Source organism: Aeromonas sp. 55A (assembly GCF_051919665.1).
GTDB lineage: Bacteria > Pseudomonadota > Gammaproteobacteria > Enterobacterales > Aeromonadaceae > Aeromonas > Aeromonas veronii.
Genome location: NZ_JBQBEH010000008.1, coordinates 3,650,281 through 3,677,118, shown reverse-complemented (window position 1 = coordinate 3,677,118; position 26,838 = coordinate 3,650,281). Strand labels below are relative to the sequence as shown.

Below are 26,838 nucleotides of genomic sequence, written 5' to 3'. Positions count from 1 at the left end.
TCATGACTCCTGTTGCTGGGCGTGTGGCTGGCAGAGGCGGGCACGCAGCCGCTCGGCATTGGCGTGCAGGGCCTGACCGACCCGCGAGCCATTGGGGCGGCCGAGCTGCTCGCTCACCCACTGGCCGGTGGCCGCCAGTTTGTCGAGATCCACCCCCGTCGTCATGCCAAGGCCGTGCAGCAGGTAGACCACCTCTTCTGACGCCACATTGCCGGAGGCGCCCGGCGCATAGGGGCAGCCGCCAAGCCCCGCCACCGAGCAGTCGATGGTGCGAATGCCACGCTCCAGCGCGGGTAGCAGGTTGGCCAAGCCCTGACCGTAGGTGTCGTGAAAATGGACCGCGAGTCGCCCCGCCGGGATCTCGTGCAGCACCGCATCCAGCATGGGCGCCACCGTGCCGGGGGTGCCAACGCCTATGGTGTCCCCCAGCGAAATTTCGTGGCAGCCGAGATCCAGCAACTGTTCGGCCATGGCGGCGACCCGTTTCGGGCGGGTCGGGCCATCGAACGGGCAGGCGATGACGGTGGAGAGGTAGCCGCGCACCTTGATGCCGAGTCGGCGCGCCTCCTGTACCAAGGGGGCGAAGCGCACCAGCGACTCCTCCACGCTGATGCCGATATTGGCGCGGGTAAAACCGTCGGAGCAGGCTGTGAAGAGGCCAATCTCATCGGCGCGGGCGGCAATGGCTGCCTGCAAGCCTTGCAGATTGGGCACCAGAGCGCCGTAACGGGTTGAGCCCTTGCGCGGCAGTGCCTCGAACAGCGCTGCGGAGTCCGCCATCTGCGGCACTTTTTTGGCAGAGACAAAGGCACCCACCTCGATGCGTTGCAGGCCGCTGTCGCTAAGGCGCTGGATCAGCTCCAGCCGCTGTACCAGGGAGAGGGGCGCAGCTTCATTTTGCAGTCCATCTCGCGGCCCCATCTCCACCAGAGTGACCCTGTCGTCACGGACGTCCTGTGATCGGTTCATGGGTGATCCTCCTGTATGGCTATCTCTTCGGCAAAGCGTACCAGTACGGCCCCCTGGCTTACCTGCTCGCCCTGTTTGCACTGCAGGGCTTCAATTACCCCGTCCCGCTCTGCACGCAACTGGTGTTCCATCTTCATCGCCTCCAGCACCAGCAGGGGTTGCCCCTTGCTGACCGTTTGGCCAGGTTCGATCATCACGGCTACCACTATGCCGTGCATGGGAGCGATGGCGCCCTGCGCCTTCTCATTTGTCTGATCATGATGGTGGCTGTGCTGCCGATCATCGGCCGCGAAGCGGATGCGCTGGCCCCCCAGGGTCATGATGAAGGCTGCCTCCGAGCCTGTGGCCCTCTGAATGGGGATCTGTTGCCAGCAGCCACCCTGCTGCAGCCGGATATGGTCGTCCCCTCTGTGGTAGCAATGAGTCTCCCCTTGCCACTCAAACTGGCTGCCATGATCGTTAAGGGTCAATACCCGGTGCTCATCACCGATGCGCACCGCCGCTGTCCAGCAGCGATCCGGCCCCAGCCGAAATCCGCAGGCTTGCTGCCAGGGGGAGGTGCCCGCAGGGCGGCTCGCCAGCCAGAGGGTGGCCAGCGGCCAGGCGAGTTCAGGAATGGGCTGTGCTGTGGTGGGGATGGGCCACTGGGTATGGTGGCGCATGGCCAGGACGTCAGGCTCTTCACACAGGCGCAGCAGCAGCGCTCCGTTGTGCACCAGCGGGCCGAGATCCAGCGCAGCCAGCGCATCGGCCAGTTGGGCGAACGCCTCGGCGCGGTTCTGGCCGTGAGCGATCAGCTTGGCGATCATGGGATCGTAATAGGGGCTCACCTCATCGCCAACGGTAACGCCGGTGTCGATGCGCACGCCATCCGGCCACTGCAGCCAGTGGATAGGCCCGCTGGCAGGCAGAAAACCGGCCGCCACATCCTCAGCGTATAGGCGCGCCTCCACCGCATGGCCGTGCAGCACCACTTGCTCCTGGGTGAGTGGTAGCGGCTTTCCTTCGGCCACGGCCAGTTGCCAGGCCACCAGATCCTGCCCGGTTACGGCTTCGGTGACCGGATGCTCCACCTGCAGCCGGGTGTTCATCTCCATAAAGAAGAACTCATCCTTGCAGAGCAGAAACTCGATGGTGCCAGCCCCCTGATAGTGGATGGCTTTGGCAGCTGCCACGGCCGCATCCCCCATGGCGCGGCGCAGAGCCAGAGGGATGTCGGGGGCTGGCGCCTCTTCGATCACCTTCTGATGGCGTCGCTGCAAGGAGCAGTCCCTGTCCCCCAGATAGATGGTGTTGCCGAGGCTATCGGCAAAGACCTGTACTTCCACATGGCGAGCCCGGGGCAGATAGCGCTCCAGCAGCACCAGATCGTCACCAAAGGCAGCCTTGGCTTCCCGTTTGACTGCCGCCAGCGACTCGTGAAAGTCGGCCAGCTGATCGACCCGGCGCATCCCCTTGCCACCGCCGCCACTGGCGGCCTTGATAAGTAGCGGGAAGCCAATCTGGCTCGCCTGATCGCGCAAGAAGTCCGGTCGTTGATCCGTGCCGTGATAGCCGGGCAGCACAGGTACGCCGGCAGCCTGCATCAGCGCCTTGGCGCCCGATTTGTCGCCCATAGCGAGAATGGCGGCGCCGCTTGGGCCGACAAAGCGCAGGCCGCGCTGTTCGCAGGCCGTGGCAAAATCGCTGTTTTCCGACAGAAAGCCGTAACCGGGATGGATGGCATCGGCGCACGCCTCTTTGGCAATCTTCAGCACCTTGCCGGTGTCCAGATAGCTCTCTCTGGCCGGAGCAGGCCCCAGATGCCAGGCCTCATCGGCCAGACGGGTGTGCATGGCGTGGGCGTCGGCATCGGAGTAGAGGGCGATGGTGTGGATGCCAAGGTGTTTCGCCGTCTTGATGATGCGTACGGCGATTTCGCCGCGATTGGCAATCAGCAGGCGCTTAATCTGAGTGTGATGGGTCATTTGGGCTCCCTGCTGCTCAAGGCGCACAAGTACGAAGCGTGTTGAGCCACACGACAGTGATATTCACCACAGTTGGCGATCAGCAGACGTTTAATCGGGGTGTGATAGTTCATGTCTCATCCTTGAAACGGGGACGCCAGGCGGGAGGACGTTTGTCGAAGAAGGCCTGCATCCCCTCCTGGGCTTCGAGCCCGACCCGAACCCGGGAGATGGTATCGACGGTTTTCTCTTCGTGCAGGCGGGAAGGATGGGCCTCTATCGCCGCCAGCAGTCGTTTGGTCTCTTTCATCGCTTCCGGCCCGTTGCGGCACAGACGCAGGGCCTGCGCCCGTCCCTCCGCCAGCAGTTGATCCGGTTGGCAGAGTTGGTGTGCCACATTGAGCCGACAGGCGGTGATGGCATCAAACGGCTCGGCACTGAGCATGTAGCGGCGCGCCTGACGCATTCCCATGGCACGTACCACGTAGGGGCTGATCACCGCAGGCACTAAACCAAGGCTTACCTCGGAGAGGCAAAAGCGCGCATCATCGCTGGCCAGCACCAGATCGCAGGCGCAGATGAGGCCCAGCGCCCCGCCGTAGGCGGCGCCCTGTACCAGCGCTACCGTGGGGAAGGGGAGCTCGTCGAGGGTCTGCATCAGCCGGGCCAGTACCCGGGCGTCTTCGCGATTGTGCTCGAAATCGGCGTGGGCCAGATTGCGCATCCAGTTGAGATCGGCGCCCGCGCAAAAGTGCTTGCCCTCGGCCCGCAGCAGCAGGGCGTGAGGGCGTTCGGCGAGAGCATGACCATGGAGATGGGCCAGATCATCGAGGCAGTCGAGCAGCCCCAGCATCAGGTCGGCATCAAAGGCGTTGTGGCGGGCCGGGCGCGACAGCACCAGCTCGGCCAGCGGGCCGTGCCGCTCCAGCCGAAACGGGTTTTGGGAGGAAGTAAGTGGATATGACATAGTTTTGCTCCTTACATCCGGAAGATGCCGTACTGCTCGGGTTCAATGCGGGCCCCCTGACAGGCGGCGAGCGCCAGCGCCAGCACGGTGCGGCTCTGGGCCGGGTCGATGACGCCGTCATCCCACAGGCGAGCGCTGGCGTAATAGGGGTGGCCCTGCCGCTCATACTGCTCTATCACCGGTGCGCGGATGGCGGCTGCCTCCTGCTCGCTCAAGTCCTTGCCCTCGGTCGCCAGCTTGTCCCGACGCACCTGCACCAGCACCCCGGCAGCTTGCTCGCCACCCATGACAGAGATGCGACTGTTGGGCCAGCTAAAGAGAAAATCGGGTTCATAGGCGCGGCCGCACATGCCGTAGTTGCCGGCACCAAAGCTGCCGCCGACGATCAGGGTGATCTTGGGCACCCGGCTGCAGGCCACGGCGGTGACCAGCTTGGCGCCATGCTTGGCGATCCCCTCTTTTTCTGCGCTGCTCCCCACCATAAAGCCGGTGATGTTCTGCAAAAAGAGCAGCGGGATGGCACGCCGGTTACAGAGCTGGATAAAGTGGGCCCCCTTCTGGGCGCTGTCGCTGTGCAGCACGCCGTTGTTGGCGAGGATCCCCACTTCCATGCCGCAAATGCGGGCAAAGCCGGTCACCAGAGTGGTGCCGAACAGCGCCTTGAATTCGTCAAAGTCAGAGCCATCCACCAGCCGGGCAATCAGTTCGCGGGCGTCGTAAGGGCGTTTGAGACTGGTGCCCACCAGACCGTAGAGCTCCTCTATGGGGTAGCTTGGCTCATCGTAGGTCGATGCCAAGCCCGAGATCGGATCATGGTCACTGCCCAGATGAGTGAGCAGGGTACGGGCGATGGCCAGCGCGTGAGCATCGTCACGGGCCATATGATCCGCCACCCCGGAGTGGGCGCAGTGCACTTCGGCGCCGCCCAGGGCCTCGGCGCTGATCTCCTCGCCGGTGGCGGCCTTGACCAGCGGCGGGCCCGCCAGAAAGATGGTGGCTTGCTCCCTGACCATGATCGACTCGTCCGCCATGGCGGGCACGTAGGCGCCGCCTGCGGTGCAGAGCCCCATCACCACTGCCAGTTGAGGGATATTCTGGGCCGACATGCGGGCCTGGTTGTAGAAGATGCGACCAAAGTGATCCCGGTCGGGGAACTCCTCATCCTGCATCGGCAAAAAGGCGCCGCCGGAATCCACCAGATAGAGGCAGGGGAGACGCAGCCGCTCGGCGATGGCCTGGGCGCGCAGGTGTTTTTTCACCGTGAGCGGGTAGTAGGTGCCGCCCTTCACGGTGGCGTCGTTCACCACCAGCATGCAGAGCCTGCCCGAGACCCGGCCGATGCCGGTGATGATACCGGCGGCGGGCACTGGCTCGTCATAGACCTGCCAGCCAGCCAGCGCCGAGAGTTCGAGAAACGGGGAGCCCGGGTCCAGCAGTTGATTGATGCGCTCGCGGGGCAGCAGCTTGCCGCGGGCCTGATGGCGGGTGTTGTTGGCCGCGCCGCCCCCTAGCGCGATCTCGGCAATGCGGGCGTGGAGATCGTCGACCAGCCCCTGCATGGCGGCCCGATTGGCCGCATATTCCGGGCTCGCCGTGTCGAGACGGGAGTGGATACGACTCATGCATTTTCTCCCATCAGCTCGCGGCCGATGAGCCAGCGGCGGATCTCCGAGGTGCCGGCGCCGATCTCGTAGAGTTTGGCGTCCCGCAGTAGGCGGCCAGTGGGGTATTCGTTGATGTAACCGTTGCCGCCGAGCAGCTGGATAGCGTCGAGGGCCATCTGGGTGGCGTTTTCGGCGGCAAACAGGATGGCGGCGGCGCAATCTTTACGGCTGGTGCGCCCCTGATCGCAGGCGCTCGCCACTGAGTAGACCAGCGCCCGGCTGCTGGCGAGGCGGGTATACATGTCGGCGAGCTTGCCCTGCACCAGCTGGAACTCGCCGATGGCTTGACCAAACTGTTTGCGCTCACGCACATAGGGCAGCACCACGTCCATGCAGGCCTGCATGATGCCAAGGGGGCCGGCCGCCAGTACCACCCGTTCGTAATCGAGCCCGCTCATCAGCACCTTGACCCCGCCGTGCAGGGTGCCCAGCAGGTTTTCCTGCGGCACCCGGCAGTTGTCGAACACCAGCTCGCAGGTGCTGGAGCCGCGCATCCCCAGCTTGTCGAGCTTCTGGGCGGTAGAAAAACCGGGAGTGCCGGCTTCAACGATAAAGGCAGAAATTCCTTTGGGGCCCGCACTGGTATCTGTCTTGGCATAGATGACGAAGGTGTCGGCATCCGGGCCGTTGGTGATCCACATCTTGTTGCCGTTCAGCACGAAGTGATCGCCCTCGCGCTTCGCGGTGAGGCGCATGCTGACCACATCGGACCCGGCGCCCGGTTCGCTCATGGCCAGCGCCCCCACATGCTCGCCGCTCACCAGCGGGGGCAGGTAGCGCGCTTTTTGCTCCGGTGTGCCGTGGCGGTGGATCTGGTTGATGCAGAGGTTGGAGTGGGCGCCGTAGGAGAGGCCGACCGAGGCGCTGGCGCGGCTCACCTGCTCCATCACCAGCACATGGGCCAGATAGCCGAGGTTTACCCCGTTATACTCCTCCGCCACCGTGATGCCGTGCAGCCCCAGCTCACCCATCCGGGGCCAGAGATCACGGGGAAAGGCGTTGCTCTGATCGATCTCGCTGGCGCGCGGGGCGATCACTTTCTGGCAGAAGGCCGCAACCTGTTCGGTCAGGGCATTCAGGGTCTCATCCATCTGCATCCATGCTCTCCTTGCGGATATGACAGTCGGGTAGGAAGGTTGGCTCGACCGGCTGACTCGGCGTTACGGCTGGTAGTGGTCGGTCCATTTTGTACTTCACTTCTGCCATAAGTTTACGTTAGCGTAAACGTAAATCAATTGTTAATCTGTTGTGTGTTGATAAAGCGGTGGTAGTGAGAGCGTCATCAGCTGCCACGACAACAGCGCCATAGTGGCAGATCCGACAGACGCAGCGTGTGGGTGCCGCGTCATAAAGCACTAACTCAGGAAAAGAAGCGCGGGGCAACAAGGGAGAGAAAGACGAGATGGATTTTACCCTGACCGATGATCAACAGGCGTATGTGGAGGCGGCCGCCGCCTTTGCCGATGAGGCGCTCAAACCCCATGCCGCGCGCTGGGACAAGGAGCATGAGTTTCCGATCCCGACCATCAAGCAGGCGGCCGGGCTAGGTTTTTGTGGTCTCTATACCCCGGAGCAGTTTGGCGGATTGGGGCTGCCTCGTCTCGATGCGAGCCTCATCTTCGAACGCCTCGCCATGGGCTGTACCTCGACCACGGCGTATCTGACTATCCACAACATGGTGAGCTGGATGCTGGGTAGCTGGTTGCCCACCGAGGTTGCCAAAGAGTGGGTGCCCAAACTGGCCAGCGGCGAGCTGCTGGGCTCCTATTGCCTCACCGAGCCGGGGGCGGGTTCCGATGCGGCGGCACTCAAGACCCGGGCGGTGCGCGAGGGTGACAGCTACCTCATCGAGGGAACCAAGGTCTTTATCTCGGGGGCAGGCAGCAGCGATGTGCTGGTGGTGATGGCGCGCACCGGTGGTGAAGGTGCGAAGGGGATCTCTGCCTTTATGGTACCGGCTAATGCCCCCGGCGTGAGCTATGGCAAGGCAGAAGAGAAGATGGGCTGGAACAGCCAGCCGACTCGGGAGGTTGTTTTCAACGGGGTTCGCATTCCTGTCTGTTATCGGTTGGGCGAAGAGGGGGAAGGGTTCAAGTTCGCCATGCAGGCGCTTGATGGGGGGCGCATCAATATTGCCACCTGCTCGGTGGGCACTGCCCAGCAGGCACTGGACGATACGCTGGCCTATGTGCAGCAGCGCCAGCAATTTGGTCACCCGATCAGCGAATTCCAGAGCGTGCAGTTCCGCCTGGCAGATATGGCGACCGAGCTGGCTGCCGCCCGTTTGCTGGTGCGTCAGGCCGCCGACAAGCTGGATCGCGGGGCACCCGACAAGAGTGCCTGGTGTGCCATGGCCAAACGGTTTGCCACCGATGTGGGTTATCGAATCTGTGATGAGGCTCTGCAACTCTTTGGCGGCTATGGTTATATCCGCGAGTATCCGCTCGAGCGCTATCTGCGCGATACCCGGGTACACCGCATTCTGGAGGGCACCAACGAGGTGATGCGACTCATCATCGCGCGCCGCCTGCTGGCCGATCCCGGTTTGTCGCTGGGCTAACCGGTGGTCGCATCAAGGGTGTGTTGCCTGCCACCCTATTTGCACCATGCCATGCCGGTTTCGGCTTTGTGAGCCAGCCACAGGTTGGTGTCATTCAAGCCTGTCATCATGGCGGCAGCTTCATCGACAAGGACAATGTTATGACAAGGATCAGACTCGAATATCATGGCCACGTGGCCTATATCACCCTCGACCATCCCCCTGCCAACACCTGGACCCTTGCCAGCCTGCAGGCCTTTTTGCAGATGATGGTGGAGCTCGACAGTCGTCCCGATGTGGTGGCGCTGGTGATCCGTGGTGCGGGCGACAAATTTTTTTGCGCCGGTGCCGACCTCAATATGTTTGTCGAGGGGAATGTCGAGCTGGCCTGCGAAGTAGCCGAGGCCTTTGGCAAGGCCTTCGAGGCGCTGGCCCGTTTTCACGGCGTCAGTATCGCCGCCATCAATGGTTATGCCATGGGAGGCGGGCTGGAAGTGGCGCTGGCCTGTGATATCCGCATCGCCGAGCAGCAGGCGTTGCTGGGACTTCCGGAAGCCTCGGTGGGCTTGCTTCCCTGTGCCGGTGGCACCCAGCGTTTGACCGAGCTGGTGGGGCCGGGCTGGGCCAAGCGGATGATCCTCTGCGGTGAGAAGGTGAGTGCCTCGCTGGCCTACGAGATGGGGCTGGTGGAGGAGGTGGTGAAAACCGGTCAGGCGTGGGAGGCCGCGCACCAGATGGCCCATCTGGTGGAGCGCCAGAGCCCGAGCGCTCTGCGCGCCTGCAAAACCCTGATCAATCAGGGCCGCAGTGGCCCACGGGATGCAGCCTTGCCCCTTGAGCGGTCGCTGTTTCTCGATCTCTTTAGCGATGCCAATCAGCGTGAAGGGGTGGCCGCCTTCCTGGAGAAACGCTTACCGCGCTGGCAATATGGCCCAACAAAATAAATCCATACGGAGCCGTTTATGAGTGAGCCGGTCAAGGTTAGCTGTTATCCCACCGAAGATGGTCATCAGATCGGGGTGTTGACCCTCGACAGCCCGGCGTCTCTCAACGCATTGAGCCTGCCGATGATCCAGATCCTGCAACAGACGCTGACCCGTTGGGAGCAGGATCCCGCCATCGTCTGTGTGCTGTTGCAGGGGGCGGGTGAGAAGGCATTTTGTGCCGGTGGCGATATCCGCTCCTTCTATTACCGCAAACAGGAGGCAAGCGGATCGGAACTGTTCGAATATGCCCGCGACTTTTTCGAGCAGGAGTACCGGCTCGACCACCACATCTACTCTTACCGCAAGCCCCTGATCTGCGTGGCGGACGGTATCTGCATGGGGGGCGGCATTGGCCTGTTTGCCGGAGCCGATTTTCGGGTGGTGACCGAAAGAAGCCTGTTCGCCATGCCGGAGGTGACCATCGGCCTCTACCCCGATGTGGGGGCAAGCTGGTTTTTAAGCCGGATGCCGGGGCGACTCGGGCTCTGGCTCGGTCTGACTGGCGCCCGCTTCAACGGGAGTGATGCCATCGGTCTTGGGCTGGCGGATCACGCCATCGCCAGTGGCGAGCGCAGTGAGCTGCTGTCACGCCTCGCCGTACTCGACTGGGCTGCCAGTGGTGCTCCCCGCGAGCAGATCGATCTGCTGCTCAGGGGATTGCACCGTGAGGTGGCTACCCGCTTGCCAGCGCCAGTGTTGCTGCCCCATCAACAGAGGATCGATGCCCTGCTGGCGGGGCGCACGTTGCAAGGGGTATTGGCGCGGTTGTTCGAGGCTCAGTTCGATGAACAGGAGGTGGTACTTCAGCAGGCGCAACAGATTTGCCGCACCGGCAGCCCCATCAGCCGTGCCATTTTGTGGCGCCAATATTGGCAGGCTCGCCGCAACTCACTGGCAGAGGTATTTGCCGAGGAGCTTACCCTCTCGGTCAACTGCGTGCTGAAGGGGGATTTTGTGGAAGGGGTACGGGCACTGCTGATCGACAAGGATAAAGATCCCCGCTGGCAACAGTTGCCACCGGAGGGGGAGTGGCTGGATGAGTTCTATCGCTGGCCGCAGGGGCGCAATCCGTTGGCCTGCAAGGAATAACAGGTTGGTAACCGGCGGACGCCGCCATCAGCAACGCAAGGAGCAAGCGGATGACAAGGATAGGGTTTATCGGGCTCGGCAACATGGGGGGGCCCATGGCGGCCAATCTGGCCAGGGCCGGGCACACGGTGCAGGTGTTTGATCTGGTGGCCCAAAACATTGAGCGCGCTATCGCCGCTGGCTGCATCGCCACGGGGGATGCCCGTGAGGCGGTGACCGGCTGCGAGGTGGTGATCAGCATGCTACCGGCGGGGGAACATGTGCGCGATCTTTGGTTGTCTGACGGGCAGGATCTGCTGGCCGCCCTGCCGGTTGGTGCACTGGTGATCGACTGCTCCACTATCGATGTCGACTCTGCCCGTCAGGTCGGGGAGGCGGCCCGCGCACGCGGTTTGCGCTTTATCGATGCCCCCGTATCGGGCGGTGTCGCCGGTGCGGCCGCCGGGACGCTCACCTTTATCGTTGGCGGCGACGCGGCGGATTTCGAGGCGGCAAAACCCTTGCTCGCCTGCATGGGGCAGAACCTGTTTCACGCCGGGGCGCTGGGTGCTGGGCAGATCGCCAAGATGTGCAACAACATGCTGCTTGCGATCCATATGGCGGGCACTGCCGAGGCGCTGGCCCTCGGGGTGAAGGAGGGGCTGGATCCCGCCGTGCTCTCCACCATCATGGGCAAGAGCTCCGGCAACAACTGGAGTCTGGAGCGCTACAACCCCTGGCCCGGGGTGATGGAGAATGTCCCTGCCGCCCGCAACTATCAGGGGGGCTTTATGACCCGTTTGATGGTGAAAGATTTGGGATTGGCCATGGCGCTGGCCGAGCATGGCCACAGCGCTGTGCCGATGGGGGCGCTGGCACGTAACCTGTTCAACCTGCATGCCGCCCAGGGGCAGGGGAGCCGCGATTTCTCCAGCATCGTCGAACTCTATCTGGATAAACAGGATCCCGCCTGACGGGCCACCTCTCTTCAAGGCATCTCCCCTCGACCAGCTACAAGGAGCATTGATGGATATCAAAGATAAGGTCATCGTTATTACCGGTGCCGGACGTGGCTTGGGACGGGCCATTGTGCTGGCCCTGGGCGCACAGGGGGCGAAGCTGGCGCTGCTAGACATCAATCGCGCCGATCTGGAGGCGACCGCCGCCATGGTTCACAGCCAGAATGGTCAGTGTGATCAAGATAGTCAGTGCGAGCTGTTTGTCTGCAATGTGGCGAGCGAAGCCGAGGTTGAAGCCGCGTTTGCCGCCATCAAAGGGCGTTTTGGCGTGCTGCACGGTCTTATCAACTGCGCCGGCATTTTGCGCGATGGCATGCTGATCAAGGTGAAAGAGGGTGAACTGGTGGAGAAGATGACGCTGGCCCAGTGGCAGAGCGTGATTGACGTCAACCTCACAGGTACCTTCCTCTGTGGGCGCGAAGGGGCGGCGCTGATGGCCCAAGGGGGGCAGGGGGGCGTCATCATCAACATCTCTTCCATCGCCCGCGCCGGCAATATTGGCCAGAGCAACTATGCCGCCAGCAAGGCAGGGGTTGCCTCGCTGGTGGTGACCTGGGCGCGGGAGCTGGCGCGCCATGGCATTCGGGTCATGGGGATTGCCCCCGGGGTGTTTGCCACCGACATGACGGCGGCGATGAAGCCGGAGGCGATGGCGCGGATGCAGCAGGCCATTCCGGTCGGCACCCTTGGCGAGGCGCAACAGCTGGCCGAGACGGTGAGCTTTATTTTTGCCAACGACTATCTGTCGGGGCGGATGATAGAACTGGATGGCGGTTTGCGTTTATAGGGATTTACATAATGGGCCCCGGTGTTTCCACCGGGGCTTTTTTATGCAGATTATTTATACAGAGAGCGCCTGAATGGCGATGCATAGGAACCATGCGAGTCAGGTTGTGTTGGCAGAAAAATGAGAAATATCAATGGGTCTTGGTTAATTTGAGCCAGCTCACAGGCCATATGGGTCAGTGCTGTAAAATTGCGCGCGGTCAAGGCGGTGCATGATTGACGGGACGAGGGATTGCGGTCGGAATAGTCATGCAATATAGTTGCCGCCTTTTTCACGGGGTCAGGATTCCCAGCCCCTCCCATATTGCGCGCAGTATGAATACGGACGCTCTGCCGCCGCCTAAATAAACAGGATTGAAATGGACAAGAAACTAGGGCTGGGCGCCCTCATTTCGCTGGTGATCGGCTCCATGGTCGGCGCCGGGGTCTTCAGTCTGCCACAAAACATTGCTGCGCATGCCAGTGCCGGGGCGGTCGCCCTGGGTTGGGCCATCACCGGTCTGGGCATGATCTGTCTCGCGCTGGTCTATCAGAACCTCTCCATGCGCCGCCCCGATCTCGATGGCGGTATCTTCAGCTATGCCAAAGCCGGTTTCGGCGATTTTATCGGTTTCAACGCCGCCTGGGGTTACTGGCTCTGCCAACTGCTGGCCAACGTCTCCTACGCCATCGTGGTGTTCAGCGCCCTGAGCTACTTCTTCGATACACCTGACAACGTCATCTTCGGTGACGGCAATACGCCGGTGGCCATCACGCTGGCCTCCATCCTGATCTGGTCGGTGCATGCGCTGGTGCTGCGCGGGGTACAGGTTGCTGCGCTGGTGAATATCGTCACCACCATCGCCAAGATGGTGCCGCTCATCGTCTTCTGTGTTGCGATCCTGCTGGCTTTCAACATGGATACCTTCACTCTGGATATTTGGGGCCAGAACAACATGGAGCTGGGCTCCGTGATGGATCAGGTCAAGTCCACCATGAAGGTGACCCTCTGGGTCTTTATCGGGATTGAAGGGGCCGTGGTGGTCTCTGCCCGTGCCCGTCATCGCAAGGATGTGGGCCGTGCCACCGTGCTGGCGCTGCTCGGCGCCCTGACACTCTATGTGATGGTGACCCTGTTCTCGCTGGGTGTCATGAGCCAGCCGCAACTGGCGGCGCTCAAGAACCCTTCTACCGCCATGATCCTTGAAGCCGTAGTCGGCCCCTGGGGGGCCTGGCTTATCAACATCGGTCTGGTGGTGTCGGTGATGGGGGCGCTGCTCAGCTGGACCGTGCTGGCCGCTGAAGTGCCCTATATCGCAGGCAAGACCGGTGTGTTCCCGGGCTGGTTTGCCAAGGAGAACAAGAACGGCTCGCCGCAGGTGTCCCTCTGGTGCTCTACCTGTCTGGTGCAGATCTTCCTGATCATCATCTACTTCCAGAGCAGCACCTATCTGGCGCTGGTCAACATCGCCACCTCGGCGGCGCTGGTGCCCTACGTTTTCTCCGGTGCCTATGGCCTGAAGCTGGCATTGAAAGGGGAGACCTATCAGGGTCAACCTCATCAGCGCAAGCGTGACCTGCTGCTGGCCCTGGTGGCGACAGTTTACGGCTGCTGGCTGGTCTACGCTGCCGGTGTGGAGTACCTGTTGCTGGTGGCGCTGCTCTACAGCCCGGGCATCTTCATCTACTGGAAGGCGCGTCAGCATCACGGTCTGCGCGGCCTTAACCGGTTGGAGCAGGGGATGACGGCGGCCCTACTTGGCTGTGCCGTGCTGGCCTTCTACAAGGTGATGGACGGTACCATTCCACTGCACTAACCGGCACAATGAAGAGATGGCCCTCGCGCCATCTCTTTTTTTTCATGCAGATATCCACTGTTGCCCGGCCGTGTTGGCCAGTTTTTGTTTAACACAGGAATTTTTATGCTGTTTATGGGTTACCTCCTGCTGGGCGCCTTTGCCGGTATGCTGGCGGGGTTGTTCGGGATTGGCGGTGGATTGATCATTGTTCCCGTGCTGGTGGTCAGTTTTCGGGCGATGGGATTTGAACCTGAAATCATTACCCATTTGGCCCTGGGCACTTCCCTTCCCACCATGATCTTTACCGGATTCAGCTCGCTTAGAGCGCACCAGGAAGCGGGCGCCGTCGACTGGGTGATGATCCGCCGACTCGGCGCCGGCATGCTGATTGGGGGCTGGCTTGGCGGCATGACCGCCAATCTGCTTAGCACCAGTACCCTCAATATCATCATCGGATGCTTCGCCTGGACTATGGCGCTGCAGATGGGGCTTAACCTCAAGCCCAAGGCGGAAAGACACCTTCCTGGAGCGTTCGGCACCGGCATTGCCGGTACCATCATTGGCTGGATGTCAGCGCTGTTTGGTATTGGCGGTGGCTCGCTGACCGTCCCTTATCTGAGCTGGAACTCGGTGCCAATGCGCAATGCGGTTGCTGCCTCTGCAGCCTGTAGCATGCCCATCGCGCTGGCGGGGAGCCTCAGCTACCTCTATGCGGGTTGGGGTCATGCCGATCTGCCCGAGTGGAGTGTGGGCTACATCTATCTGCCCGCCCTGCTGGGCATTGTGCTGACCAGTACCCAGTTTGCCCGCCTTGGTGCCAAGCTGGCACACCGCCTGTCACCCACACGTCTCAAGCAGGCCTTTGCCCTGCTGATGCTGCTGGTGGGGGCGAAATTTATGCTGTTTAGCTGATTCATTCGGCAGATTGTTGAAAAATAAGGCAAACGATCTATTGGAGGGTAGAAAGCCGTTGCATTGAACGCCCAGTTTGCCTATTCTCCTCGCCGGTGGTCCTATTGGTCCTCTCGCATTGATAACCCGTCGACCTGGTCAGGACCGGAAGGTAGCAGCCAAGGCGGGGGACTCGAGTGCCGGGATGTGGCTGGTAGGGCCACCACTTGTTTTTGTAAATCAATAAGTTACAGCTTATAGCACCCTTCAGACCTCTTGGTAATCCACTTTGTGTGGATGAATCAGGAGTCTTCTCTGTGAATCTCTGGCTCAGTCCTCAAGGTATCTGGTACTACCGCAAGGTGACAGTGCTCCCCTGTGGTCGCCGCAAAGACATCAAGAAATCTCTCCGTACTCGGGACAAGCTGGTTGCTCGTGAACAGGTGGCTCAGATGCTTGCCTGTGCGCGTTCTCGGGTAAAACCTGCGGCTGTCCAGCCAGAACCTCAGTCAAACTCCCTGCCAGAGCCTCAGCGGCTACCGCAACAGACACCCTCAGCGGCCAATCCAGCCTCTCAGTCAGCCCCTGTGGGACCCTCTGCCATTGCATCCCCAGTACTCTCAGAACTCAGTGAGCGTTATCTGAAAGAGAAGGCGCTGTCCTGGGCGCCCAAAGAGCTCAGCAACCAGAAGAACTACATCGGTTACTTCATCAAGGCGCTAGGGGATCGATCTCCCACCGCTTACAGCAAGGCCGATGTGGTCAAGTTCAAGAACGAGCTACTGAACTCAGGCAAGAGCCCGACGACTATCAACAAGTATCTCCAGAAGCTCTCTCTGTTATTCATCTGGCTGGGCAATCACCACGAGGGCATCGTCAATCACTTCGCTGGGCTCAAGCTACAGCGGGTCAAAGAGGTCAATGCTCGAAGCAGCTATACATCTGCGGAGAAGCAACGGTTGATCCAATGGGCGAAGCAGCAGGAGCCATACCGTAAGTGGATAGCGCTGCTCGGCCTGTATACCGGAGCGAGAGCCAATGAGATCTGCCAGTTGTACGCGGACGATGTGCAGCAGGTCGACAAGGTGTGGTGCCTGAACATCAGAGACAACCGCCCAGACCAGAAGCTCAAGACGGCCAACAGTGCCCGCCTGATCCCTATTCACTCCTCGCTGATTGCTGGTGGCTTTATCGACTTTGTGCAGGAAAGGGAAGGGGGACGGTTGTTCCCAGAGCTACCTCATCGACAAGACGGTTACAGCCATCTTTGGGGGCAGTGGTTCAGTCGTCATCGTCCTGTAGACAAAGACTTCCACAGCTTACGGCATACTGTGGCAACAGCGTTGAAGGATCATGGGGTGCCGTTACAGTATGCGGCGGCAATCTTGGGGCATACCAATGGTGCCATCAGCTACGACAGGTACGGTGGTGGAGTAGCAGTTGATAAGCTGCAGGCTGCTATCGAAGCTGCGCTATGAACGGGAGCAAACGGCCTGGACGTGTGTAGGGCTGAAGGACTGGTCCGAGGTTCAATGCAAAGGCTCTCTGCTGAGGGCCACTTTGCTGAGAGTTGCCCATACCAACATGTTCACAGAAACTGTAATTGGTCGAGCCTTGGGTAAATGATAGTATGCCCTCTTACGGGGTATGTTATTGTTTTAAGGATTGTTTATGAGATTTGCATCTACTTGTTGTGCAGCCCTGCTTGGTCTCTCGACTCCTTACGCTATCGCTGACTGTTGGATTGTTACAAACATTAGTGGTTATGGCGCTACAGCACATGACAACTATAATTTCACCGAAGACAAAATAACCAATGGAGTCTTCCAAGTGGCGGTAGATGGCGACAACAGCAAAGTGACAAGCGTAGGCAAGAGCTTGAGTGGGGACGGGTTGGTGTATGTAGAGGTATCAAAAAATACCTTAATTGGGTTTTACCACGACACAAATTTTACAACAGTTGAAACCTGGTCAATAACTACTGATAAAAAAGTGCTCTATACCAAGGTCATAAACGCACCGGACAATAGCTGGACTACTTCACGTTCGATGGTTGGCGATGTAGTGGGGTATTGTAACTCCGAACAAAATAATTAATGGAGGGTAATGACTCCAATCAGTTGAAATGGTGTCTTTCTATAAAGGCACCAATCACTTTCTCGTGGAGCTCAACGGAACGAGAGAAGCAGATGGTCTTGCGAGCCAATCGCTTGATGCGCATTCTGAGCGTCAGGTTGTTACGCTCGATACGCTGGGTGAATATCTTCCCGGTCAGATGCATCTCGCTCGGCACCTCTCTGGCATAGCTTCCCCAATCATCACTGGTGATAAAGCCTATCTGGAACGGAGAAAGCAGGCTCAGCAACCGACGGCATGTCTCATCGTTGCGTGGGCCAAAGGTATATGCCACGACTCGTTTTCTCTTGGTATCAAAAGCATACCAAAGCCAATGTCGATGCTGTTTGTTGCCAACATAGGCCCATTGCTCATCAAGTTCACAGATAAGTGCCACGTCATCGAGCACCACCTTTTCGGAGGTTACTTGCCTTGGGGTGAGTTTTTTAGGGTGCGTATGACTGTGTTGATGCCAATCTTGAGGACGCGAGCAGTATCACGAACACCTGAGCCGTTGAACGCCATATCAACAATCTTGTCTTTGACGCCAGGCTTGCGGGCTTCATAGGTGTAGGTGAGCTGAAACACGTGCGGACAGACGGGGCAACGATAGCGAACATGGCCGGCAGGGGTCTTCCCATGGCGATATACGTGGTCAGAGTTGCAGCGAGGGCAGTGAACGGTGATGGATGCCATGAAGCTGTCGGTCTCAAAAGAGTTCATCATATCAACTCAACCGATCGGATGCATCACCAGTTTTTTGATGAAATCCCAATCGTTGGAGAGTGTCTATGCAGCTAGACGAGTTTGTTAAAACAACTCTTATGTAGGTTGTCAAAGGAGTGAAAGAGGCACAGGAAGCTGCAGCAGAGTTTGGCGCTGTTGTGAACCCGAGGCCAGAGGAAGGCTGGGGAAAACGTAGAGAGACGAATGTCTCATTCGATGTAGCGCTTACTGTCAGTGATACAAGTGCAGGTGAGATCGGTGGCAAGCTAACTGTTGCTTCATTGCTAAATTTTGGAGGTAAAACAACAGAGACAGATTTGAAACAGGAAACCAGCAGAATTCAATTCGAAGTAATGATGGCGCTTCCATGTATTGAAGAGAAGAAAAAGATGGCTACGCCGAAGAAAACTAGCAGAGCAGGTTTTGTGTCACGAGGGGTTTAATGGAACCAGAACAAATTCTGTAAAAAATCTGTGGGGGTATCATTGAGTAATGAAGCCGTGACGATTCCCCCCGTCCCCCTAAGAGCCAGCTAGCAGGCCGCCTGATCACTATCTTTATCCCACAGCCTGTCGCATGCCTGCACCTCTATGTGTCACAGCCTCAAGCATCCTATTGTGTCAGCGCGTAGCAGACCCCTATGTCTTCCTACCGTGTGTTCCTACTTCTACTACCTGCTCTTTTTGTCTCATTTAGGTATACATCAACGATACATAGTTTATGTGCCCCAATAAGTGATAAAAAAATCATTGACCCTACTTCAATGAGACAACTATAGTGAGCCTACTTGATTGAGACATGACTGATGAATGATCGGCACTGACATTACGACTGAGAGACAAGGAGAAAAGATGTTTGTGAGGGCATACCTGCGGGCCAGTACACAAGAACAAGATGCACAACGGGCACGTCAGACACTTGCAGACTTTGCCCAAGAGCGAGGCCATACAGTAGCAGCGTGGTATGCGGAGAACGTATCTGGCGCACACTTGGAGCGTCCCGAGTTGACCCGTCTGCTGGCTGACGCTCAACCTGGAGATGTCTTGCTGCTGGAGCAAGTGGATCGCCTGAGTCGTCTAGTTGAATCCGAATGGCAGCAACTCAAACGAGCCGTTGAAGATGCAGGGGTGCGTATAGTCGCTTTGGATCTACCCACCTCTTGGGGAGCTATGGACAAGGGACAGGTTGGAGCCGCAGACATGACTCAGAGGATCCTTGGGGCGGTGAACCTGATGATGCTTGAACTTCTTGCTGCCTTTGCTCGGAAAGACTATGAGGATCGCAGAAGGCGACAAGCTGAAGGCATTGCCAAGGCTAAGGAGGCGGGCAAGTACAGGGGAAGCACAGCTGATGTTGCCAAGCACAAAGTCATGGTTGACCTCAGGCGCAATGGCGTATCAGTGGGGGACATTGTGGAGATGACAGGTATGTCACGAGCTACCGTCATGCGAGTGCTGAAGAAGGCGCGAGAGAGCGGGGAACTATCCGAGTAACCTATAGACATCAAGAGGAGTCAGGTTCCTCTCGCTCTGCTTCATCATTCAATCTTCCACCATGAGTTGACCACTACACGCACCAAACGATCTCTGAGCAATCGCATAACTGGCCTATGGGGTAGCTTAGGTGCTGGCCATGGATAATCACAGAGGATCATGGAGATGGCTTCCTGTCGATGCCTCTATCCACTGGCAGCCTATCACCTGTCCGATGCTTGGCTGATTTGAATAAACCCTGACCATAGGAGAGAACAAATCTATCGACCCTCTTTCTTACCGCCCCTGTTTTTGGACAGTCTGCCAGCTTGTCCTCGTGATCCTTCCTTTGTAAAATTGCCTTCCAATAAACCCTGACTAATGGAGAACAGCCCATGAGATAAACCAACCAAACCAGAGATAACTGAATGACCGAACTGACTAATTCCATCGCTACCCCTAAGCGTGGCCGTCCAGTATTTACCCACGATAATCGCTTTGTCCGCCAATGGCTTTACCGCTATAGCACTTCTCTCCCGTTGGAAGATGGGTTGCTGCTACCTTTTAAAGTCCCGTCTATCTACGAGTTGCCAAGCTGGTGCAATGATGTGATTGTTGGAGCTGCAAGGTTGAACAATTCCGAGAAGTACACAGGAAAACCATTAAATACAACACTCATCATCAAGCTACTCATGGCTTTCCCCACGCTGACCAATGCCAATGTGAAGGCGTTCCTCGAGTCTCGAATGGCAGACACTGTCAGCAAGCAATACGTGAGTCAGCTAGCTAATGCTGCTATTAGTGCGAGTAAATCAATCGACTACTACCTTGCTAAGCTAGAACTTGGGGAACAAATCGGAAGGGGGCCAACTGGAAATAGTCTGACATTATTTAGTAATCCGTCAGATCACTCCTCGGTCTGGTCGGAGTGTCAGGCAGCATAGGCTTGAGTTTACAGGGATAGTCTGAATCCATCGATCTTGGTCTGGGATGATTATCAAAAAAGTATTATCTACCAGACCTTCTATCAGATCTGACATCGTTTGCTCATTGGGAATGAATGCCTGCTCTGGCTAGTGATGATTACCAATAAAGACTATCCCAATAATCTTATCTATAAGATACCTATCAGCCCCCCCCCCCCTCAAACTCGGTGATCTCCATACTTTGGGGATCTCCCCATTCCTGCTGGAATAGAGGGAGGTCTAATGAAGACCAGATCTGTACAAGCTGGGGCAATGCCAAGTTGGTCTAAGCTGGAACGAGTTTTTCTGGCTGTTTATTGAACAGTGTTTGTTTGGAATGCAGGTGTCTCTAAGAATGGTAAGTTATTCACAGTAACTGCTGACATCAGCAACACTAGATTCATAATCAGAATGTGCACTTTGCGCATTACTCATCTCATACGAACAGTCATCTTCAAGATCCAGATTTGTTGCGCATGAATGTAATGAGCTCGCTGCTGTTGCAAGAACGTCTGCCGCACTCTCAGCCTCTTCTCTTGCTTGAATGCACTCTTCTGAATCTTCAGATGCGGCAGCAATAGGCAATCCAAACACGACAAGAAGGGAAAATAAGCTAGCACTTAAAATACGCATAAAAGTCTCCGATTCACTATGGAGCTTATTATGCTGAAAGGTCTCTCATCGTTACTTGATCCTCTTCACAACATCCCTTAGATACCAGAGCCAAAGGCCAACTACTGGATTTCCAGTGAGCTTCTATTACCCGCTTTTCTTTCACCTGTGGCGCTGTTTTACGTTGGCTTACTACGTCTGTTCTTCATTGGCTTGAAGCATTAGGGGAGGGCAGTTATCATGGGCTCCTCAATTGCCCCTATAGCTACTCCACTTCATGTGGATTACTTTGGTCGGGTTAGTTGTTACATCTTGATTTTAGAAATCTTGTTGATGGCAATCAGTTCCATCCCCAAGTGCCTGATTTATTTGGGCTCGCATTGATAACCCGTCGACCTGGTCAGGACCGGAAGGTAGCAGCCAAGGCGGGGGACTCGAGTGCCGGGATGTGGCTGGTAGGGCCACCACTTGTTTCTGCAATTCAATAAGTTAGCTTCCTAAAGCCCTTGGTCATCCACTTTATGTGGACGACGAGGAGCTCATCGATGAATCTCTGGCTCAGTCCCCACGGCATCTGGTATTACCGGAAAGTCACCACGCTCCCCTGTGGTCGTCGTAAAGAGATCAAAAAATCCCTGCATACCCGAGACAAGCCGACGGCCCGTGCAGCTGTTGCGAAGCGGCTTTCCTGTGTGCATTCCAGACCCAAGCCCATTCAGTTGCCTGCAGAGGTCAATGTTGCCCCACATGAGCAATCAGTAGCCCGGAATCAGGGGGGGGTTATTGCTTGGTGACACGCATGGCTGTGTTGTATTTGAGCCGCCCATGGGAAATATGTCTGTTTATCTCGCTCAGTAGCGTCTCTTTATTGATGGGCTTGGTGATATACCCGTTCATGCCATGGGATAGATAGTATTGCTTGGATTCCGGCATCGCATCAGCCGTCAGGGCGATGATGGGGATATCTGCCCAAGGCATCTGGGAGGTGCGGATCCGGGTGGTGGCCACCAGGCCATCCATCACTGGCATCTGGACATCCATCAACACCAGATCAAATTCGGTGTGACCCAGTTTCTCCAGCGCCTCTTCTCCCTGAACGGCCAGTGTGACCTGATGGCCCACGGAGTCGAGCATGGCGCCGATCACCTTGCGGTTGGTGGCATTGTCATCAACCAGCAAGATGCGATAGCTCTCCTGATCCAGCGGCTTGGACGGCAGGCAAACAATCGAGGGGGTAGTGGCTCTGGCGGGCCAGATGTAGGTAAAAGTACTGCCATGTCCCTCGCTACTCTCTACCGAGATATCGCCGCCCATCAGGCGTGCGAGGTTACGGGATATTTCAAGTCCCAGGCCCGATCCGCCATATTGGCGGGTGATCGAGACATCCGCCTGGGCGAAACGTTGAAACAGGTTCTTTAGCTGACTTTTGCTCATGCCGATCCCGGTGTCTTGGATCGAGATGCGTATCGAGTAGCGATCCTGCTCCAACAGGGTGCTATCAACGTGGATCTTTACTTCCCCCTGATGGGTGAACTTGATGGCATTGCTCACCAGATTGAAGAGGATCTGGCGCACCCTCAGCGGGTCGATCATCAACCACTCCGGCGTATCAGGGGCAACAGCCAGGGTCAGCTTGATCCCTTTTGCATCGCAGTTGCTCTGCATCAGGGCCCGGATATCCTCCAGCAGCTGGGGCAAGTGATGGGGCGCCAGTTGCAGCTCGATCTTGCCCTCTTCCAGCTTGGATACATCGAGAATGTCGTTAAGCAGACCGAGCAGATGGTTTGCCGATTCGCGCGCCGTCTCCAGATAGTCTCGCTCCCTCGGATCCATATCCCGGTCGGCCAGCAGTGAGAGCATGCCGAGAATGCCATTCATGGGGGTGCGAATTTCATGGCTCATGTTGGCCAAAAAGCTGCTTTTGGCTCTTGTGCCTGCCTCTGCAGCCTGATTTGCCCGCAGCAGTTTGTCATTGAGCTGCTGCATCAGTTTGTGCTGCAGAAACGAGATATTCATTTGCCGCCAGATCAGCAGGGCGAGCACAAAGAGCAGCGCAAATTGCAGGGTCGCGATGAGTGTCGTCGTGATGATCTGCTCCCTCACGCTGTCGCGACGCGCCACATCAAACAGGGTCGCCTGCTGGTTCACCTCCAGAGTCAGCTGATGGAGCAGGGGGAGCAGGGAGGCAAGCTGTTGGCGCAGCTCCTGATGGGCAAGATTGTCCAGCGGCTTGGTGGCTTCCGGGCCGAGCCAGATATCCGCCAGAGAGATGTAGGAGCGAATGGCTTTGCTTGCCTGCTGGTAGATCTCTGTTTGCTGAAGCAGGCTGCGATCCTTGCTCTCCAGCACCAGATCCATGCGGCTGACCAGAATATCGTATCTGAGCTGGAAGGTCGGTTGCGACTCATGGAGCAGCGAGCTTTGAAAACGCAGCGCTTCGTTATAGAGCTGGAAATAGTTCCACATCACGTTGTCTTCGCCCTGGCTGGTACTGCGCTGCAGATCCTGAAATTGCCGGTACTGGATGGTACCAATACCGGCAAAGGCAAGGAGCAGCACGCAGAGCACCACAAACAAGAAACGTTGACTGGCCGCCATGGAACGCATGATGGGATTTACTCCACTTTTATCGCGCTGATCTGCCAGATAGCCCGACCGTAATAGAGCTTGTTTTGCAGTTCAGGATATTGATCGAACGGATAGACAAGGTACAGCGGCCCTTTGTCACGCACCGACAGTGGCTTGCCATTGATCGTGCGGGCGAGGATGACCCGATACTGCTCGGCATCGCTTGTCGGCACCTGTACCGAGTAGTCATTGAGCGCGGTAATGGTGAGCTGTTTGCCGGTTGCCCCGACCTTGGCCAATACATCTTGCAGCAGCGGGCCGCGAAAAGTCTTGGCTTCGTCATACCAGGGGGTATGGGTTTTGATTTCGTGTACCGGCAGTTGATCCAGCATGGCGCTGTCCCACAGGGCCAGAGCCTGATGAGTGGGGCTGCTGATGGCGCCTTCAACCTTCAACACGGCGCTGTCAGGGGAGGGGGCTGCGTATGCGGTGCCGCAAAGGGCTGCCAACAGTGGTGCGATGTAAAGGCCTGCTTTCATGATCTCTCCTTCCTGGAAAATGGCGGCATGGGGGGCCGAGCCAACGGTGGCTTGTGAAGTGTGTCCAAAGGCAAGCAATAATCGGGCCCAGTCTAATGGGCTTGAATTATCAGCCATTTAGCCTGTTATCTGGCGATCTCGGCCAAGGTGAATTGCAGTTTGCAACGTGCGGGGGAGGTCAATTGCAATTTGGCAATCAAAACGAGGAGTGGGTGTCGGTGAATAAGGCGCAAAGAGTATCATTTGGAGAACAAGTGCCGTGGCACTGCCCGGCATAACATTTGCAACGTGCTGAATGCCGTGACAGCAAATAGTCTGAGAATCGACAAGGAGCTAGCGATGGAAAGCATGACTTACACCATTAATGATATCCAGGTAGTGGTACTGGAAAACGAGTTTGACGCGATGGCCGTCAGTGAGCTCCGCCCGTTGTTTGAAACCCTCTCGACCCACCCGGGAGATATCCTGGCCGATATCAGCGATGTTCATTTTATCGACTCGTCGGGGATCGGAGCCTTGGTATTTCTCTATAAAAGATTGATTATGAACGGGCATCAGATGGCCCTTGTCTGCGGACCCGGTCAACCCCATGACCTGCTGGAGATGTTGCATATCGACCGGGTGATCCCCTGCCATGAGAGCATCAAGGCCTATATGCGTTCCCGTGGCATGATGGCCGCGGCATCATGAAACGCTTTGGTATCCTGCTATCGTCCATTCTGCTGTCGGGTTGTGCACAGTGGCCGCCACAGGGGTATGGCGGCATGGCAGAGGCAAGACCTACCCGTATTCCGGTCAATGAGGATGAACGGCGGGTCTGGTCTCGTTATGATGAGCGTCAGAAGGAACTCGACTTGCAGCTGACGGAATTAAAGCAAGCGAGTCTGCAGGGGTGTATGCCTGCCGAGTTGAAACGACTACAATCTCAACGTATTGATATCGAACGGGATATGCACGGACGGCTCTGGTCGGATGTAGCCTGGCGTCAGACCGTGTTGGCACAATCACTACAACAAGTACGTTTGCGGCTGCAACAGACAACAGCGGATGGCTGTCGTGCTGATTGGTCAGGGCTCCCCTTACGCCAATGGGGGCAGACGTAACAGACGAAAAGGATGTCTATGAAACGGGGCGCTCTCGAAGGATTGATCTGTGTTCTCTTGCTGTTGTTCACCTGCCCGTTACTGGCCTCCACCTTGTTGGCTCCCGGTGATCGGTTGGCCATAGTGCAACCCGGTGAGCCTGCTTTTGATCAGCCTTTCCAGATCAACAAGCAGGGGGAGATTGCACTGCCTGAAGTCGGCAACCTAGTGGTGGGGGGGAAGACCCTGCAACAGGCGGATGAGCTGATCCGCACTGCCCTCAAACCTGTTTACAACAACCTCTCTCAATTGACCGTCACCTTGCTGGAAAAGCGGCTGCTGATCAGCGTGATGGGCTATGTCAAAAAACCCGGCAGTTATGATCTGGCGCCCGATGGCAACGTGCAGATGGCCCTCGATGCCGCTGGCGGTCTGGTGCCCGGTGCCCAGCTCAACAATATGCAGGTGCGGCGTGGCAGCACGGTCTCTAGCTTCGACTACAAGCGTTATCTCGATACCGGCGATGCCAGCGTGTTGCCGCCATTGCAATCCCTCGATGTGGTGTTCGTGCCCGCATCGCCTTTGATCGGCAACGTGCAGATCGATTTTGATGCGGCGACCCTGGCGGCAGGCGGGGATGGCGATACCGGCAAGGCGATCAAGGTATTTGGCGAGGTCAACAGCCCCGGCGCCTTCAGTTTCAAGAGCGGCAACTCTATCGTGGATCTGCTGATGCGAGCCGGTGGGGTGACCCGCTTTGCCGGGGTGGAGCGGATCCGGGTGATCAATGGTGATGCCCCCGAACTGTTCGATCTCAAAGCCTATCTCGACTCCGGCAACAACAAGCTGCTCCCTAATCTGGCGCCGGGCGCCACCATCTTCGTGCCCAAGGATGAAGAGCAGATAAAACGGGGAGCGCGCACCATCTACATCATGGGCGAGGTGTTCAAACCCGGCGCCTATGAGGGGCGGGAAGGGGACTCCTTCCTCGATATTCTGGCCAATGCCGGCGGCCCGACCCGCTATGCCGAGAGTCGCCAGATCCGTTTGCTGCGCACCGATGGCACGATCGAACCCATCGACTTGCAGGCCTATACCGAAGGGATGCAAAAGGCGCTACCCCAAGTCAAACCCGGTGATGCCATCTTTGTGCCGGAAAAGACCGATATCAACGAGAAGTCCTGGTTGAAAGTGGCACCAGGGCGGGCGGTGATGGTGATGGGGGCGGTGCGGATCCCGGGCCGCTATGAATGGTCTGACGAGATGTCGTTGCTGGATCTGATCGCCCACGCCGGAGGACCCAACGAGCGGGCCGATATCGCCAAGGTGCAGATCCTGACCGCCGAAGGGGGGCAGGCCACGCCGACCCTGTTTGATCTCGACAAGTTCCTTCATCAGGGCGGGGCGCTGGCCAGCCTGCCGAAGATCCGGGCCGGATTCACCATCATGATCCCCGAGCTGCCCACCGATCCCAGTGACAACAAGTCCCAGTGGGTGCGCCAGTCACCGGACAGTTCCATCTATATCTTCGGTCAGGTCGGGGCGCCCGGTCGCTATGCCTTCAATGAGCAGATGGGCTTTATCGACATCCTGTCGGCCGCCGATGGTCCGACTGCGGCGGCGGATCTGCGCAATGTGCGCATCGCCCATCGCAGTGGCAGCACGGCGCGGGTCAGCAAGCTCGATCTTGCCCTCTACTTTGAAACCGGCGATGAAACCTTGCTGCCCAAGGTGCTGCCCGGCGACTCCATCTATCTGCCGGAGAAGAATCGCCCCTGGCTCGACGAGCCGAAGGAGAACACCATTCGGGTGTTGGGGGCGATTGCCCGTCCCGGTCGCTACCGCTTTGACTCCTCCATGACCCTGCTGGATCTGCTGGCAGAGGCAGGGGGCCCGACCAGCAGCGCCTATATCAAGAAGATTGTGGTGATCAACATGGCTACCAGTGGTCAGGGGGATCAGGCCCGCAGCTTCGATCTCGACGGCTTTGCCAAAGAGCCCGACTTTAGCCAGTTGCCGGTGCTGCGTGCCGGGGACACCGTCTTTATCCCTGATAGCAAAAGCAGCAACTGGGCCATCTTCATGGATGGCATGCGCGACATTCTGACCACGATCTCGGTGGTGGCCCTGGTCGGGACGCTTTGAT

The 26,838-nt window shown here is 57.9% G+C and carries 25 protein-coding genes and 2 other RNA genes; 18 read left to right on the top strand and 9 right to left on the bottom strand.

The window, feature by feature from the left end; all coding sequences use genetic code 11:
- The 5 genes from ACTG2G_RS20990 to ACTG2G_RS20970 form a co-directional block, all read right to left on the bottom strand.
- Positions 1-969 carry a hydroxymethylglutaryl-CoA lyase gene (locus ACTG2G_RS20990; RefSeq protein ID WP_429206094.1) on the bottom strand — a complete coding sequence of 323 codons (969 nt, stop codon included), beginning with the start codon at positions 967-969 and terminating at the stop codon, positions 1-3.
- Positions 966-2,936, bottom strand: a complete 1,971-nt coding sequence (locus ACTG2G_RS20985; protein ID WP_439985832.1) for an acetyl/propionyl/methylcrotonyl-CoA carboxylase subunit alpha — start codon at positions 2,934-2,936, stop codon at positions 966-968. Before ACTG2G_RS20985 ends, ACTG2G_RS20990 begins: the two co-directional genes overlap by 4 nt.
- 109 nt (positions 2,937-3,045) lie before the next feature.
- The gene (locus ACTG2G_RS20980) at positions 3,046-3,882 is read right to left on the bottom strand and encodes an enoyl-CoA hydratase-related protein (RefSeq protein WP_429206090.1); all 837 of its coding nucleotides are present in this window, start codon (positions 3,880-3,882) and stop codon (positions 3,046-3,048) included.
- An 11-nt stretch (positions 3,883-3,893) separates the two neighbouring features.
- Positions 3,894-5,504: a carboxyl transferase domain-containing protein gene (locus tag ACTG2G_RS20975; protein WP_429206089.1), complete on the bottom strand. Its 1,611-nt coding sequence runs from the start codon at positions 5,502-5,504 to the stop codon at positions 3,894-3,896.
- Positions 5,501-6,643 carry an isovaleryl-CoA dehydrogenase gene (locus ACTG2G_RS20970; RefSeq protein ID WP_439985831.1) on the bottom strand — a complete coding sequence of 381 codons (1,143 nt, stop codon included), beginning with the start codon at positions 6,641-6,643 and terminating at the stop codon, positions 5,501-5,503. Before ACTG2G_RS20970 ends, ACTG2G_RS20975 begins: the two co-directional genes overlap by 4 nt.
- Positions 6,644-6,948: 305 nt before the next feature.
- On the opposite strand from ACTG2G_RS20970, the gene ACTG2G_RS20965 reads away from it, so the two are divergent.
- The 10 genes from ACTG2G_RS20965 (at position 6,949) to ACTG2G_RS20920 (ending at position 16,710) form a co-directional block, all read left to right on the top strand.
- The gene (locus ACTG2G_RS20965; RefSeq protein WP_439985830.1) at positions 6,949-8,106 is read left to right on the top strand and encodes an acyl-CoA dehydrogenase family protein; all 1,158 of its coding nucleotides are present in this window, start codon (positions 6,949-6,951) and stop codon (positions 8,104-8,106) included.
- A gap of 140 nt (positions 8,107-8,246) precedes the next feature.
- A complete protein-coding gene (locus ACTG2G_RS20960) occupies positions 8,247-9,029 on the top strand; it encodes an enoyl-CoA hydratase (RefSeq protein ID WP_439985829.1) in 783 nt (260 codons plus the stop codon).
- Between the two features lie 18 nt (positions 9,030-9,047).
- The gene (locus tag ACTG2G_RS20955; protein WP_439985828.1) at positions 9,048-10,160 is read left to right on the top strand and encodes an enoyl-CoA hydratase/isomerase family protein; all 1,113 of its coding nucleotides are present in this window, start codon (positions 9,048-9,050) and stop codon (positions 10,158-10,160) included.
- 50 nt (positions 10,161-10,210) lie between these two features.
- Complete coding sequence (gene mmsB, locus ACTG2G_RS20950) at positions 10,211-11,113, top strand: 3-hydroxyisobutyrate dehydrogenase (RefSeq protein ID WP_439985827.1); 903 nt, start codon at positions 10,211-10,213, stop codon at positions 11,111-11,113.
- A 52-nt stretch (positions 11,114-11,165) separates the two neighbouring features.
- Entirely contained in the window at positions 11,166-11,945 is a 780-nt protein-coding gene (locus ACTG2G_RS20945; protein WP_421385904.1) for an SDR family NAD(P)-dependent oxidoreductase, read from the top strand.
- Positions 11,946-12,303: 358 nt separating this feature from the next.
- Positions 12,304-13,740, top strand: coding sequence for an arginine-ornithine antiporter (gene arcD, locus ACTG2G_RS20940; RefSeq protein ID WP_005336921.1), 1,437 nt, complete (start codon positions 12,304-12,306; stop codon positions 13,738-13,740).
- 105 nt (positions 13,741-13,845) lie between these two features.
- Positions 13,846-14,634 (top strand): sulfite exporter TauE/SafE family protein, encoded by a 789-nt coding sequence (locus tag ACTG2G_RS20935; RefSeq protein WP_429206081.1) that lies wholly within the window; start codon positions 13,846-13,848, stop codon positions 14,632-14,634.
- Between the two features lie 102 nt (positions 14,635-14,736).
- An RNA gene (ffs, locus tag ACTG2G_RS20930) (signal recognition particle sRNA small type) lies at positions 14,737-14,833 on the top strand.
- A 97-nt stretch (positions 14,834-14,930) separates the two neighbouring features.
- Positions 14,931-16,091 carry a tyrosine-type recombinase/integrase gene (locus tag ACTG2G_RS20925; RefSeq protein ID WP_429206079.1) on the top strand — a complete coding sequence of 387 codons (1,161 nt, stop codon included), beginning with the start codon at positions 14,931-14,933 and terminating at the stop codon, positions 16,089-16,091.
- Between the two features lie 193 nt (positions 16,092-16,284).
- Positions 16,285-16,710, top strand: a complete 426-nt coding sequence (locus ACTG2G_RS20920) for a hypothetical protein (RefSeq protein WP_439985826.1) — start codon at positions 16,285-16,287, stop codon at positions 16,708-16,710.
- Between the two features lie 19 nt (positions 16,711-16,729).
- Here the strand turns inward: ACTG2G_RS20920 and ACTG2G_RS20915 are convergent.
- Positions 16,730-17,424, bottom strand: a protein-coding gene (locus ACTG2G_RS20915) for an IS1 family transposase (RefSeq protein WP_270657729.1) whose coding sequence is annotated in 2 segments (ribosomal slippage) — positions 16,730-17,178 and positions 17,178-17,424 — 696 coding nt in all. Because the reading frame shifts where the segments join, the coding sequence is not laid out codon by codon here.
- 146 nt (positions 17,425-17,570) lie between these two features.
- Here ACTG2G_RS20915 and ACTG2G_RS20910 point away from each other — a divergent pair.
- The 3 genes from ACTG2G_RS20910 (at position 17,571) to ACTG2G_RS20900 (ending at position 19,870) form a co-directional block, all read left to right on the top strand.
- Entirely contained in the window at positions 17,571-17,897 is a 327-nt protein-coding gene (locus ACTG2G_RS20910) for a hypothetical protein (protein WP_439985825.1), read from the top strand.
- Between the two features lie 408 nt (positions 17,898-18,305).
- Positions 18,306-18,947 (top strand): recombinase family protein, encoded by a 642-nt coding sequence (locus ACTG2G_RS20905; RefSeq protein ID WP_064341587.1) that lies wholly within the window; start codon positions 18,306-18,308, stop codon positions 18,945-18,947.
- 407 nt (positions 18,948-19,354) lie between these two features.
- A complete protein-coding gene (locus ACTG2G_RS20900) occupies positions 19,355-19,870 on the top strand; it encodes a hypothetical protein (protein WP_182963760.1) in 516 nt (171 codons plus the stop codon).
- 384 nt (positions 19,871-20,254) lie between these two features.
- On the opposite strand, the gene ACTG2G_RS20895 is transcribed toward ACTG2G_RS20900, so the two are convergent.
- Complete coding sequence (locus ACTG2G_RS20895) at positions 20,255-20,524, bottom strand: hypothetical protein (protein WP_124245252.1); 270 nt, start codon at positions 20,522-20,524, stop codon at positions 20,255-20,257.
- A 346-nt stretch (positions 20,525-20,870) separates the two neighbouring features.
- Between ACTG2G_RS20895 and ffs (ACTG2G_RS20890) the strand changes: the two genes are divergently transcribed.
- Together ffs (ACTG2G_RS20890) and ACTG2G_RS20885 are read left to right on the top strand one after the other, a co-directional pair.
- Positions 20,871-20,964: signal recognition particle sRNA small type (gene ffs / locus ACTG2G_RS20890), an RNA gene on the top strand.
- A gap of 84 nt (positions 20,965-21,048) precedes the next feature.
- A complete protein-coding gene (locus tag ACTG2G_RS20885) occupies positions 21,049-21,297 on the top strand; it encodes a hypothetical protein (RefSeq protein WP_421385893.1) in 249 nt (82 codons plus the stop codon).
- Here ACTG2G_RS20885 and ACTG2G_RS20880 read toward each other — a convergent pair.
- Entirely contained in the window at positions 21,284-23,110 is a 1,827-nt protein-coding gene (locus tag ACTG2G_RS20880) for an ATP-binding protein (RefSeq protein ID WP_439985824.1), read from the bottom strand. The two genes, ACTG2G_RS20885 and ACTG2G_RS20880, sit on opposite strands and share 14 nt — an antisense overlap.
- 8 nt (positions 23,111-23,118) lie before the next feature.
- Positions 23,119-23,610, bottom strand: coding sequence for a molybdopterin-dependent oxidoreductase (locus ACTG2G_RS20875; protein WP_439985822.1), 492 nt, complete (start codon positions 23,608-23,610; stop codon positions 23,119-23,121).
- Positions 23,611-23,949: 339 nt separating this feature from the next.
- On the opposite strand from ACTG2G_RS20875, the gene ACTG2G_RS20870 reads away from it, so the two are divergent.
- The 3 genes from ACTG2G_RS20870 to ACTG2G_RS20860 are packed head-to-tail and all read left to right on the top strand — an operon-like array spanning position 23,950 to position 26,837.
- Positions 23,950-24,300, top strand: coding sequence for an STAS domain-containing protein (locus ACTG2G_RS20870; protein ID WP_439985821.1), 351 nt, complete (start codon positions 23,950-23,952; stop codon positions 24,298-24,300).
- A complete protein-coding gene (locus ACTG2G_RS20865) occupies positions 24,297-24,713 on the top strand; it encodes a hypothetical protein (protein ID WP_019445317.1) in 417 nt (138 codons plus the stop codon). The genes ACTG2G_RS20870 and ACTG2G_RS20865 overlap by 4 nt, the downstream gene beginning before the upstream one ends.
- 18 nt (positions 24,714-24,731) lie before the next feature.
- Entirely contained in the window at positions 24,732-26,837 is a 2,106-nt protein-coding gene (locus tag ACTG2G_RS20860; RefSeq protein ID WP_005351417.1) for an SLBB domain-containing protein, read from the top strand.
- Position 26,838: the final 1 nt, after the last annotated feature.